14 protein-coding genes are annotated in these 11,923 nt (G+C 36.6%); 12 read left to right on the top strand and 2 right to left on the bottom strand.

The window, feature by feature from the left end; genetic code table 11:
- Positions 1-124: 124 nt before the first annotated feature.
- The 4 genes from R8G66_23015 (at position 125) to R8G66_23000 (ending at position 4,133) form a co-directional block, all read left to right on the top strand.
- Positions 125-685, top strand: coding sequence for a hypothetical protein (locus R8G66_23015; GenBank protein ID MDW3195265.1), 561 nt, complete (start codon positions 125-127; stop codon positions 683-685).
- A gap of 246 nt (positions 686-931) precedes the next feature.
- A complete protein-coding gene (locus R8G66_23010) occupies positions 932-1,711 on the top strand; it encodes a hypothetical protein (GenBank protein MDW3195264.1) in 780 nt (259 codons plus the stop codon).
- Between the two features lie 174 nt (positions 1,712-1,885).
- A complete protein-coding gene (locus R8G66_23005) occupies positions 1,886-2,983 on the top strand; it encodes a helix-turn-helix domain-containing protein (GenBank protein MDW3195263.1) in 1,098 nt (365 codons plus the stop codon).
- Between the two features lie 88 nt (positions 2,984-3,071).
- Positions 3,072-4,133 carry a S41 family peptidase gene (locus R8G66_23000; GenBank protein ID MDW3195262.1) on the top strand — a complete coding sequence of 354 codons (1,062 nt, stop codon included), beginning with the start codon at positions 3,072-3,074 and terminating at the stop codon, positions 4,131-4,133.
- A 160-nt stretch (positions 4,134-4,293) separates the two neighbouring features.
- Here R8G66_23000 and R8G66_22995 read toward each other — a convergent pair whose 3' ends face one another.
- Both R8G66_22995 and R8G66_22990 read right to left on the bottom strand, forming a co-directional pair.
- Positions 4,294-4,989 carry a LytTR family DNA-binding domain-containing protein gene (locus R8G66_22995; GenBank protein MDW3195261.1) on the bottom strand — a complete coding sequence of 232 codons (696 nt, stop codon included), beginning with the start codon at positions 4,987-4,989 and terminating at the stop codon, positions 4,294-4,296.
- Entirely contained in the window at positions 4,982-5,845 is an 864-nt protein-coding gene (locus tag R8G66_22990) for a histidine kinase (protein MDW3195260.1), read from the bottom strand. Before R8G66_22990 ends, R8G66_22995 begins: the two co-directional genes overlap by 8 nt.
- A gap of 334 nt (positions 5,846-6,179) precedes the next feature.
- Here R8G66_22990 and R8G66_22985 point away from each other — a divergent pair, with 334 nt between their 5' ends.
- The 8 genes from R8G66_22985 to R8G66_22950 all read left to right on the top strand — a co-directional run bounded on the left by R8G66_22985 (position 6,180) and on the right by R8G66_22950 (position 11,807).
- A complete protein-coding gene (locus R8G66_22985) occupies positions 6,180-7,025 on the top strand; it encodes an alpha/beta hydrolase-fold protein (GenBank protein MDW3195259.1) in 846 nt (281 codons plus the stop codon).
- A gap of 249 nt (positions 7,026-7,274) precedes the next feature.
- Positions 7,275-8,090, top strand: coding sequence for a sigma-70 family RNA polymerase sigma factor (locus R8G66_22980; GenBank protein MDW3195258.1), 816 nt, complete (start codon positions 7,275-7,277; stop codon positions 8,088-8,090).
- Positions 8,091-8,158: 68 nt separating this feature from the next.
- Positions 8,159-8,500 carry a YciI family protein gene (locus R8G66_22975; GenBank protein ID MDW3195257.1) on the top strand — a complete coding sequence of 114 codons (342 nt, stop codon included), beginning with the start codon at positions 8,159-8,161 and terminating at the stop codon, positions 8,498-8,500.
- A gap of 20 nt (positions 8,501-8,520) precedes the next feature.
- Entirely contained in the window at positions 8,521-8,973 is a 453-nt protein-coding gene (locus R8G66_22970; protein ID MDW3195256.1) for a hypothetical protein, read from the top strand.
- A 156-nt stretch (positions 8,974-9,129) separates the two neighbouring features.
- A complete protein-coding gene (locus R8G66_22965) occupies positions 9,130-9,567 on the top strand; it encodes a hypothetical protein (GenBank protein MDW3195255.1) in 438 nt (145 codons plus the stop codon).
- Positions 9,568-10,101: 534 nt separating this feature from the next.
- Positions 10,102-10,734: an AraC family transcriptional regulator gene (locus R8G66_22960; GenBank protein ID MDW3195254.1), complete on the top strand. Its 633-nt coding sequence runs from the start codon at positions 10,102-10,104 to the stop codon at positions 10,732-10,734.
- A 144-nt stretch (positions 10,735-10,878) separates the two neighbouring features.
- Positions 10,879-11,271 (top strand): hypothetical protein, encoded by a 393-nt coding sequence (locus tag R8G66_22955; GenBank protein MDW3195253.1) that lies wholly within the window; start codon positions 10,879-10,881, stop codon positions 11,269-11,271.
- 44 nt (positions 11,272-11,315) lie between these two features.
- Positions 11,316-11,807: a nuclear transport factor 2 family protein gene (locus R8G66_22950; protein ID MDW3195252.1), complete on the top strand. Its 492-nt coding sequence runs from the start codon at positions 11,316-11,318 to the stop codon at positions 11,805-11,807.
- The last annotated feature ends 116 nt before the right edge of the window (positions 11,808-11,923 follow it).

Raw genomic sequence — 11,923 nt, 5'->3', positions numbered from 1 at the left:
CGCCCCGGGCTTACTTAGTTATTTGCAAAGGGTATTTGAATCCGATACATTTGAGATATTCGAAAGGCTGAGCCGACTGTGCTTAGCTGATCGTTAGCTTTCATATCGGTAGTATCCAAGAATAATGCAAATTTTAGATAGTCTTTTGTTTAATCCTCTAACGAACACTTTTGCGGAACGAGCTGAGAAAATATGGCCGTTACCACCAAGAGCCCAATCAATGATTTCTGACTTTGCCCGTGGAATAGCAATACTTGCTCCATTTTTAATTGCACTGTTTGTGCTTGACAATTACTTTCCAATAAGTAAACTGGACTTCTATGCATTTTGGCCGTTAACAGTCCTAGTTTTCTTTAACAAGGACATTGTTAGTGGACGGAGTATCGCCAAACGAAAACTTGGATTCGCAATTGTAAAAAACAATTCAGAAGAACCCGCTACTCAATTTCAATGCTTCATCCGAAACATAACGAGTATTCTTTGGCCACTCGAAGCTTTACTTGCTTTCGGCGGAGCAGAACAACGAATTGGAGATTTTATCGCTGGAACTAAGGTCATCGAACAACCACCACAGGATAACTCATCCTTTACGGCCGAACTGATTAACACTAAAATTAGCCTTCAACTAATTATTGCGAACGCTCTTGTTATTGCCGCCGGAATAACTGCGCAAATCTTATTTTGACGAAAAACTAAAAGGCGCTAGCTCGAATGTGCCAAACTGCTTCTCAGTTGGCTTCAGTGCAATCATCGCCATGAATCAGCCGCTGAGAAAGGGCTGTGCTTACTACTGAGCGCACATTGCAGGAGTTTTTTTCTCTCTTTTCGCAGTGTATTCTGGATACTTTGTGAGCACCGGCAGATTCATTAGCTTAGTGCTTTCTGCCAATTGGTGGGCGCATTCCTGCTAGCTTGGCGTTATCACCAATCTATGGAACATTTTCAATATTTTGACGAATACAGATTAAAACTTTATGCAGAGCAAATTGAAGGCTCTCCAGATACTTTCATTAGCTCTTCAAAAATCGGAGGCGAAATTTCCATTAACCCTAAGCTAAAATTTGAAAATTCAGATCAGTTTAGAAAACGGACGGTAATTGAAGATATGGAAGTTGTGAATAGTTTTCTAATAAAGAAAAAACTGATAGGAAATAAGCGTCCTATCAATGAGTCCGAGTTGGATAATAGATATTTCATGGAGTCTTTTCAAGCAAAGAAAGTAATTGTTCCGAAAATGGATTATTTCGGTAGACAAACTCCAGAATTCACATTTTGGATTGGAGATCCAACGGTTAATGAAAAAAAGTCCAGTTTGTTATGCTTACTTGAAAACTATGGAGGCAATGACACTAGCCCAACGAGTTTTGGTAATGCATCTAGCTATACTTTGTTGCAGTCTTTAATTTACTATACTAGAAAGCAATTTGAACTAACCAAACTTGATTCATTCGTTCCTGCAAGTTCACATCCCAATCCAAATTCCGATCTCACAGGAAGGAACGATTCAGAACAAGTGGCTCATAATGTAAAATTGTTTGCGTATGACTTTATATCAAACACAGATAAACTGTTAACAGAATGGGGATGTCTTGTCTCACCAAAAAGATCAATTAAAGCTCTTTATGTAATAAGAGACTATGGCAGAGAAGGAGCAACAAACTGGGATAAAGTATCAGTCTTCGGATATCCAATTTGGATAAAAGATGAATAAAGGCGATAACAGACGATATAGCATATGCCTCTACTCAGTTACTTGAAACTGATCCGTAAAACTGCTAGCTTGTAGATATTAATAAGTCCAGTGGCACATGCTATATCTTGACGTTAGACTCAAAACGATAATTAACTTTGTTCTCCAACGATATGGATGATGTCATCTTTGGATATGAATTTGGATCTTCTCGACAATATCATTTTATTCGGCGGAATACAGGCATTTTCACTTTGTGTCTATCTCACTTTTCGCAAATCGTATAATAAACAAGCGAAGTGGTTTTTCATCCTGTTTCTACTCTGTTTATCCATTTACAACCTGGGATATGCTGCAATCTTTATGGACATACAAATTGGTACGCTACCTTCGGGAGCGCAACCTGTCCCCTATAAATACCTGATTGCTCCGACCTTTTTTGGTTATGTCTCTTATAGTATTCAGCCCCTAAATTCCACATCCAGAAGGATCATCTGGTTTTTGCTGCTTCCCGCTCTCTTTTATGGACTGGTAAGGATGTTTTGGGTTTACTTGATACTGAGTGGTGAAAATAAATCGATCATAAGGGAAGTGTACGATACTGGCTTCTTCACAATAAATGAGCTAGTTTATCTTTTTTTCAATTTGATTCTTGGTCTGGTTCTTCTTAAAAAGACAAGAGACCACCTTTCACAAACGGGAACTTCTTTTGGAACCGGGAAAAACTGGTCCTGGTTAAAGACCCTGCTTATAGTGTTCATCGGCCTAACAAGTGTTCACCTGCTGCTCGTTCTTGCCAGCCTTCATACGCTGGGTTTGCATGATCGCATATTCTACTACCCAACACTTATTATAAACTCCCTATTTGTCTATTGGATCGGGTTTATCGGTTATTCCAAACCAAACCTGCTCTTTTTCAAGCCGCTCCTCAAGTCAAAACCATCTCAACCGGAAAACGGACAGCTACATGATGCGCTTAAGAAAGCTATGGAAGAAGATAAATTGTTCAAAAACCCAAAACTTACTTCGCAGCAACTGGCTTCCACGCTTGACTTCCCAATACATGAAGTGACACGCTACCTAAACGACCAGTTAGGGTTGAACTTCTCGCAATACCTGAACAAGTACCGCACTGAGGAAGCGATAAAGTTGATCAGTACAGAGCTTTCTGATAAATACAAGTTGGAAGCGCTTGCAAAGGATGCAGGTTTTAACTCTAAATCATCTTTCTACAAAATCTTTAGGGAACAGACGGGAAAGACACCTTCAACTTTCGTCAAGACCATGAAGTAATAACTCCAGAATCCTAAATCTGGGACTTTCAGATTCTCAAATTCGCTGTTTTCAAGCATCTCCATACGTTGATTTGCTAAAAAACAAAATGAAAAAAGTACTTCTATTTCTACTCCTTTCACTAACTCTACAGGGTACCGCACAGGTGTTATCCACAAAAGACAGCATATCCATCTTCTATGACAGCCTCATCTATCAATTACAAACCAGATACCTCTATCGAGGTGATGTGGATTGGGAGACTATTGATCCGCTTAAAAAGAGTGCACTGGAAGCCGAGAATTTTGGCAAATCACTTGCAATGTGTACTACTCTTTTTGATACAATCAATGGTTCGCACTTGAATATTTTCTCTGATCACGGTTGGTTTAGGTGGAGCAAAGGCAAACAGTATACCCAAGAACAATTCCACACCGAATTTCTGCTTAAATACGAGGAACAACCAGGCTTTGAAGTAAAGGTGATCGACGGCAAGTACGGATATATACTCATGCCTTCGATGCTCATGCTGGACATTTCACAGGACAGTATAAACTTGGAAACGCAGCAGATGTACAATCAAATTATGAAAACAGTTAACTCTCATAAAATTGAAGGATGGGTAATAGACTTGAGGTTTAATGGCGGTGGTAACGTATTTCCAATGCTGGCTGCTTTGTACCATTTTCTTGGGGACGACACGCTTTACACTTCCCTGGGTATCAATCACACTATTAGGAGTATAGTAACGCTCCGTGGCGGAATAATTCATGATACAGAGGACGGCATCGACAGAGCGCGTATCATCCCTATAGCTCAACCAGATTTGAAGACGCCAGTTGCATTAATCACTGGCATAGTGACGGGAAGCAGTGGAGAGCTGATTCCTGTATCTTTTAGAGGCCGGCAAAATATCACAGTTATCGGAGAAGCTACAGCAGGCTTGCTAACCGGAAATAGCTTGACTGAATTGCCATTTGATGTGAAGCTAACCCTTACCACGAGCTTCCTGACCGACAGGAAAGCATCTCATGAGCCTCTTATAACGCCAGATGTCATCATTGAAAAGCAGGCCAATTTCAAGGACCTCTCGAAGGATCCAAATATCATTGAGGCAATTAAATTTTTTGAAACCATCATAGAAATTGAAAAAGAGTCTAACAAACAATAAGCTCAATGAACTAGCCGAGCTACGAGCATTTTTCAGAACAAACAATAGCTTTAAACATTAGAAAAAAGATATGCTCACTGAGCTTATCTGGTCGTTACCAAACATCATAAAAATTTACACAATGACTAAGAATTATATTTTAGGTCTGAAATAAACTATTTTATGATTTTGCTAATACTCCCAATTCTTTAAAAACAACAACCTTATACATAGCACTGACTGGCACTTTACTATTTTCAATTAACAAATATGTTCTGGTTGCTTTTGTAACTCTATCCAAATTCGCAATGTATGATTTATGTGTGCGTTGAAAGCTTTTAGATAATAGGGCGGTAATATTAATCAGCGTTTCGGAGATAAGGTACATTCTTGAATCGGTAAAAATTTTCAAATAGTTTCCAAAACTCTGAATATAAAGAATTGATTTAAAGGAAATATTAACGGGGATTCCATCATGTTTTATTTGAAGTTCTTCAGTTCCTCTATTTTTTTTAGGCTGCATTATTTTTGAAGCTGAAACTTTGTTTATTGCTTTCAAAAAACGTTCGATTTTTATAGGTTTCAATAAATAATCTACCACACCATAGTTATAACTTTCTAAGGCATATTCCGAATACGCAGTAGTCAAAATAACTTTAGGTTGTTTTATCATGGAACGCAAAATTTCCATGCCATTAAGTTCAGGCATTTCTATATCAAGAAAAATGAGATCAAGGTCATTTTGCTGAGTGAAATTGATGAATTCAAGTGGATTTCCTGTACTTAATACTAATTCTAAATTGTCAATTTTAGAGCAATACTCCTCTAATACTTTACGTGCTAGTATTTCGTCATCTATAATACCAACTTTAATCATTAACAGTTTTTTTAAATTTTGAAACTGTTAAATCAATAGATAAATTGATATGATATTTTTCTTCTTTATTATCAACTTCCAATACGTGAGAGTTTGGATATAAAAGATTTAAACGTCTTCTCACATTTTCGAGACCCAGCCCTGTTCTTTTCAATGAAGAAACTTTGTGAGGCTTTGAATTATCAATACAAAAGTGAAGAGTGGAGTTTTTTATAGTGACAGAAATATCAATGGTGCTCTGTTTATTCGTACTTTGGGCACCATGTTTAACAGCATTTTCAACAAAAGTGATGAGCAACATCGGAGAAATCCTTAAGCCGGACAAATCTCCGTCAATTAAAAATTCAATGGTACAACGATTACTCAATCTCTTTTCTTCAAGAAATAAATAATTTTCTATAAACTCAAGCTCTTCTTTTAATAAAACGGTCTCTTTTTTAGAACTCTCCAATTGATACCGCAATAATTCTGAAAGCTGCATAACGACTTCAGGAGTTTCGGGTGATTGCTGTCTGGAAAGGGCATAAATACTATTCAATGAATTGAAAAAAAAATGCGGATTCACCTGCTCTTTTAGATAGTTAAGTTCCATCTCTTTTTGCAACTTTTCTTTCTCATCATTTTCTCTTTTAAACACTATATTTCTTCTTACAAAGAAAGCAGCCATTCCCATTCCGGTAGTATATGTTAGAAAGAACATCGTTTTATAAACATCATACCAGCCACCCTTCTCATATCCTTTCAAATATGCTCCAAGAAACACAATCCCAATAAGAGATATCGTATATAAAAAATAGCGTCTATTATCAAAAAAAGATGGAATGAAAATAAAATGATTTATCCAAATGATGGCCATAATGACTATTGTATAATTAAGGCCATGTAAGAAAAAAGAATAATTAGTATCAAATCTATCCTTATTCGCCCAAATACTTAATACATCAAGTATGAGTACCAATAAAAAGGCGCCTATGTTTATAAGGATTGTATTCTTTAATGACTTCTTAAGCATAAATATTAATAGCTAATAAAGCTACTATTCCCCAAAAACAATATTCTTTAATTCCTTACAAAAGCCTCATATCAATGACGAAATGACTTTATCATTTAATTGTTGTGCTTATCCTATTAATGAATTTCCACATTGGATATACAATACATTTATTCAACATTTAAATCAAAAACTAAGCATGAAAAACAAAAAAAAATCAAACATGAAAAACAACAATTTTATATTTCCAGTACTTGTACTTACAATATTTTTAAATGCTTGCAATAATTACAGCCTGAAAGCACAAGGCAATGGTTTACCAGCTCTTGAGGTTCAGGAACCAAAGGCATATGAAATGCCCAGAACTCAGGTCATTCAGATCAGTAATTCAGAAACTGATACACTAAATACACTTTACATAAAACTACCGGAAGGATATGAAGAAAACACAGATTTAAAATACCCTGTAATCTATTTTACTAATCCGTTAGAGAATATCGAAAGATTATCTGCGCTCAGTGAACATCTGATAAAAGACGTTATTATAGTTGGGCTTACCTGGTCAAAAGGAATAAACTATGGGAATTTGGACAGTTATGTGAAGTTTCTTCGTAATGATGTCTTTAAGATGGTAGAAAGCAAGTACCGTGCTAATGCTGAAAGACGTACCTATTTTGGATATTCTGCCGCTGCTTTAGTTGGTACATACATATTATCGAAACACACCAATACCTTTGAAAATTACATTCTTGGTGCTCCAGTTCTTGGAGTTGATCATGAAATCATACAGAAAATTTATGAACTTGAGTCTACTACGGCTGAAAAGCGAAAAAAATTAAAAGGAAATGTTTTTTTTACATATGGCTCATTGGAAGGAGAGAAAAAGATCAAGGATTTCAAAAAATTTGTTAATATGCTTAAAAATATAAATGATGGAAATTTAACAGTAGAACATGATGTAATTAACGGTCTCGACCATCGAACAGCAGTCCCCATGGCTGCAGTACGGAGTATGTATTGGTTATCAGACTTGATAAAACAATAGCGAATCTAAAACACAATATGTTTTATTTTGGTCATTTTTTGTGAGTAGAAATTGACCAAAACTTAAAAACATGAAATAAATAAATCGAATAATATTTATACTCACGTCAGGTAACAATGTATAAAAATAATAGCGGTTTTGGTGCTTAATCAAAGTCGCTTTTTCATATTTATAGGAAGTCTATTTTGAAAAAGCTAGCATTTGAAATACTGTTACTATTCTTATACTAAGCGTTAAGGCAAAATTGAAATGAAAATCACTGAAACTGAGTTTGAAAAATTATTCAAGGAAAATCAAGCCAAGTTGAAATCTTTCATATACCGACTAGTGGCAAATTCTGAAGATGTTGAAGATCTTAGTCAAGAAACCTTTCTAAAAGCATATAAGAATCTTGAATATTATAAAGCGGAATCAACTTTTAAAACCTGGCTATTTGCCATTGCTAACAATTTGATCAAAGATCATTTTCACGCACAAAAAAGATGGACTAGAAATGCACAGGATAATTGCAGTCAATCAATCAAAAACTCTTCAAAACTCCAACAGCAGGTAATGGACATTTACTTTAAAAACGAGTTTGACATCAAAAACCACATTGATTATTGCTTTACTTGTGTAATGAAATACTTGCCTCTCGAACGTCACACAGCCATAATGTTGGCAGATATTTACGATTTCAAAGTAGCTGAAATTGCCAAAATCATGGACAAACCTCTAGGAGGAATAAAACACTTGTTGCATAAGGGTAGAAAAACCATGAAAGATGTTTTTTCTGAAGACTGTACGCTAATCCACAAAACAGGAGCTTGTTGGAAATGTTCGGAATTAAGCAATACTGGCAATTCTAAGGCCGAAACACAAAGGAAAATTGCCGAACTCGAAATGGTAAAAGAAAAGACCAATGCTAACGCAACCAATTTGTACAAGATGAGGGCGGCATTGATAAAAGGGATTGATCCTTTGCAGAGCAATAATTTTCTATTACACGATTTCTTGCTAAATCAAACTAATGCCGCCAATGGAAAAACCTATCCCAAGGTGGAAAAAGCTTGTAAGGACTTATAAAATTCATTTGTTACAACCGTTTTTTCTTCTACTCCAGTCTAAAGAGTAAGAACTAAAAACAAAAACAAATGAAAAAATTTATGGTATTCATTTACCCGCAGGGAGAATCAATTTTTAATCTTTCGGAAGAAATTCAAAAGGAGCATGTACGAAAAGTTGGTGCCTATTTAGGGCAATTAAAAGAAAAGGGGCATTTGCTTGATGCACAGCCTTTACAACCAATTGGAACTAATCTTATTGGTAACGGTTCAGTGCTTTCGGAAGAAACGTTGGTGGAAACAAGCATTGCTGGGTTTTATGCATTGCAGGCAAAGGATAATGAAAGTTTGATAGCAGTATTGAAAGAAGATCCTCGTTTTGAAGACGCCAGTTGGATACTCGAAATCAGAGAAGTATTAGAAATGATGTAAAACCTGGTAAAAAAAGTAAAATGAATTTCAAACAAACGATAATAGTATCTTCTACTAAAGAAAAAGCTTTTGAAGCAGTCACTCTCGGTATTAGAAACTGGTGGGGCAACGTAAATAATTCAGTAATAACCACAGTTGATGATGAATTTTCTGTCTTTTTTGAAGAAGAAACTGCATGGGGATTTAAAGTAACTACATTAAACAAATTTGACGAAGTACGTTGGAAGTGTATTTATGCAAATCATAGTGTTTCTGACCTCAAAGGAATTAAGGAAGAATGGCTAAATAGTGAAATTGTGTTCAATTTCAAAAAGTTGAATACAGATACAATCGAAATATTTTTTGAGCATAAAGGATTAACTCCAGAATTAAATTGCTATGAAATATGTGATGCTGGATGGACTTATTTTATTTCGACCAGCCTGAAACAGTATTTAGAAACAGGAAAAGGACTTCCTAATTTGGTTGGATAAAACTTTACCTAACAGGGTATGTAATAAATAGCGGTTTAAGTGCAAACTTGAACCGCATTTTTCAGTTAAATGAGTATCTTGCTATTTGACATATTATTGGAATTATATTCGCTACTGCTCATATACTAAACGTTATAGTCCATTACCTGGACCTCCATGAAGTATACAGCTGAATTCGAATTCTTAGATGCAGTAGAAAGTCACGAGGATGAGACGAATAAAAGAGATATCCTGTCAAATTCTGAAATCGAAAATTTGAGAAGTGAGTTTGAAGGAATCTCCGATGAATTGATCGATTATCTTATGGAAATAGGTAGCGGCAGTTTCCGAGAGTGTCAATTTAATATACATAATAGGCTATTCACCCTTGAGGATTTGGGTCTTGAGGATGTCTATCAAATAAAAGACGAGATTAAATTCTTTGGAGACAACTTCGCTGGAGATTTTGCAGGATTCGATTTTAGCGGAGATCCAAACTTGGTCGTCGAATTTTGGCATGAGGACGGAACAATTTTTGACACCAAAAAAACATTCAAAGTGTACATTCGAGAACAAATGCTATTAGGAGCCAACGGAGAAGATCTTCGCCAATAAACATGCTGCAACAATATGTATGAGGCATGTGCTTGTGTGCTTACTGCAAACTGCACCAAGACTTGCCCGTGAGTCTACCGCCAAGAAAGTTTTGTGCTGTATGGAGACTTCAGTTCACTTGAGTTTTTGACTTTTGAAACGCATTGCTTTCTTCCAACTTTTTCTCGTAGGAGAATTTGACTTTCGGAACGTAGTGCCTCTTTGAACCGTTGTGAGCTTCTCCTTGCCGGGAGTGACAGATTTCACTACTTTAGTGCTATTCACTAGCTGCGGAAATGCGACGATAACTACTCGTTGTGTACCATAGTTGATGCAGAGAATATTGTGATTCTAGATCGTCAAACAATTTCTTATGGTAAATTTCCTGTGATCGAAAAACTGAAGATCAAGACGCCATTTCGATATAAAGCATTGGTTCAAAATCAAGGTTGTTTCATTCATTTTATAGAGTGCGATTCTCATGTTCTATCACCGGATGGCATAGCTCAATTAAAAGAATCTGAATGCCTTTTATTGAAATGTGGTAATCACTTTGTGGATCTTGTCAAAAACCTGGGAGATGGAGTCGTAGAGGTCGTTTTTATTCACCTTTTCCCTCACATACTCAAAGAAGTATTCGCTAACGAATTACCCGATGCACTGAGAAAAGGAGATCATTTTGATCATTTAAACATCGTTTCTCATGAAAAGGTGCTTACTAAGTACATCGATTCTTTGGAGCTATATTTCCAAACGCCAACTTTAGCAAACGACGATATCTTATTCCTGAAGATCAAAGAATTAGTCCTGCTTCTGATCCAGACGAAAAATGTTGAATCGATTTACGAAATAGTTTCAGAAATAAATTCCGGGCCTCATGTTGAATTGAGAAAGGTTGTTAGGAAACACCTTTATTCTACACTTAGCACAGAAGAATTAGCGAAAATGTGCAACATGAGCTTATCTACGTTTAATCGGAATTTCAAGAAAGAGTTCAACGATTCGCCTGTCAGTTACATTAATCATCGTCGTATCGAAAAAGCACAGGAATTATTACAACAAAGCAACAAATCTATTGCTGATATCGCCTACAGCACGGGATTTAATGACCCTCTCTATTTTAGTCGTCTTTTTAAAAGAGAAACAAAAAAGTCACCAACACAATATCGAGAAGAATTAAAAGGTTGATCAAATAATCCATATTCTTGGATTAATACTCCATTTCCTCATTAAGGTAAAAAGGCATCTTTGTTTACATCATTTACCAACCAAAAAGCGATGCTGGATACAATTACTTTTATAACCGCTTGGTTAGGCTATCTCGGAGTTACCGTGGCAATGCTCGCCCGTTTCTCCAATGGAAAGAATATTGCCCGCTGGGTTGTTCCCGCTATGCTAGGTATTGTGTCACTGCATGTATTCCTTGTTTGGTCTGTCCGGTTTGGGTTCGACCCTAAAGAAGCCGTTCGTGGAGGAGTCATCCCTGCGATCCTTCTTCACCTGCTATATCTAATAATTGTTGTTCACGCAATAGGACACAAGCGAAATGTCTTTGCCGGACGACTGGTATATCCCGCATGGGGCCTCGTAACTGTGCTAGGCATGCCCAGCACGTTCGTCTTGCCATACATGGCCTGGCTTCAGATACCAATGGTGGTGACATTTCTCGGAGGGATAGTTGGCCTGGTTTTAATTCGTAGGAAACGTGGAGCTGTTGCCGGGTAGTTTGGTCTATGATAAAAATAATTTAATGTCATAAATAAACCCATATGAAAAAGTGCATCTATACACTACTAGTAGGCATTTTAGTCATGAATGCCAATGCACAAACGACTTCAGACACGAATATAAACACATCAAATACAGAAAAAATGAGCAACCAAGAACAAGAATTAAAAAGCTTCAATGACTTCAAAGACATTGTGGAAGCCCTTCAATCATACATCGAAAGTGCGCGTACAGGGGATGGTAAATTGGGCACTTCTGTATTCTATGAACACACACAAATGGTAGGTTCCGTAGACGGTCAGATTTCTTATATGCCAATCAGTGAGTTTGGTAATGCATTAAGTCAAATGGGCCCTTCGGAGAATGTTCAACACCAAATAGCATGGATTGATATTTCCGGTCCAGCAGCTGCGGCCAGGGTCGAATTCATCAATTGGGGTGGTTTCCGTTTTACAGATTTTTTAATCTTATATAAAGAAAACGACCAATGGAAAATTAGTGGAAAAGTATTCAATTCTCATTCTCGAAATTAACGGCAGTGACAGAAGGCTGTCATCAATAATGAAAGAATCAAGATAGAGTATCCCTCAAGACAATAAAGCATTAAGTGAATATGGGCTGCTATTCCGAGCGGCCTTTTCCTATTTTG

The sequence above is a fragment of the Cytophagales bacterium genome, from assembly GCA_033344775.1.
In the GTDB taxonomy this organism is placed as follows: domain Bacteria; phylum Bacteroidota; class Bacteroidia; order Cytophagales; family Cyclobacteriaceae; genus JAWPMT01.
The sequence above is the reverse complement of the archived record's forward strand: the minus strand, read 5'-3'. Positions and strand labels throughout refer to the sequence as shown.

What these genes read in the sequence shown, in the direction of transcription:
- R8G66_23005 (MDW3195263.1), top strand. Translation starts at nt 1,886, where the DNA reads ATGAATTTGGATCTTCTCGACAATATCATTTTATTCGGCGGAATACAG.
- R8G66_22975 (MDW3195257.1), top strand. Translation starts at nt 8,159, where the DNA reads ATGAAAAAATTTATGGTATTCATTTACCCGCAGGGAGAATCAATTTTT.
- R8G66_22985 (MDW3195259.1), top strand. Translation starts at nt 6,180, where the DNA reads ATGAAAAACAAAAAAAAATCAAACATGAAAAACAACAATTTTATATTT.
- R8G66_23000 (MDW3195262.1), top strand. Translation starts at nt 3,072, where the DNA reads ATGAAAAAAGTACTTCTATTTCTACTCCTTTCACTAACTCTACAGGGT.
- R8G66_22950 (MDW3195252.1), top strand. Translation starts at nt 11,316, where the DNA reads ATGAAAAAGTGCATCTATACACTACTAGTAGGCATTTTAGTCATGAAT.
- R8G66_23010 (MDW3195264.1), top strand. Translation starts at nt 932, where the DNA reads ATGGAACATTTTCAATATTTTGACGAATACAGATTAAAACTTTATGCA.
- R8G66_22965 (MDW3195255.1), top strand. Translation starts at nt 9,130, where the DNA reads ATGAAGTATACAGCTGAATTCGAATTCTTAGATGCAGTAGAAAGTCAC.
- R8G66_23015 (MDW3195265.1), top strand. Translation starts at nt 125, where the DNA reads ATGCAAATTTTAGATAGTCTTTTGTTTAATCCTCTAACGAACACTTTT.
- R8G66_22990 (MDW3195260.1), bottom strand. Translation starts at nt 5,845, where the DNA reads ATGGCCATCATTTGGATAAATCATTTTATTTTCATTCCATCTTTTTTT.
- R8G66_22970 (MDW3195256.1), top strand. Translation starts at nt 8,521, where the DNA reads ATGAATTTCAAACAAACGATAATAGTATCTTCTACTAAAGAAAAAGCT.
- R8G66_22995 (MDW3195261.1), bottom strand. Translation starts at nt 4,989, where the DNA reads ATGATTAAAGTTGGTATTATAGATGACGAAATACTAGCACGTAAAGTA.
- R8G66_22980 (MDW3195258.1), top strand. Translation starts at nt 7,275, where the DNA reads ATGAAAATCACTGAAACTGAGTTTGAAAAATTATTCAAGGAAAATCAA.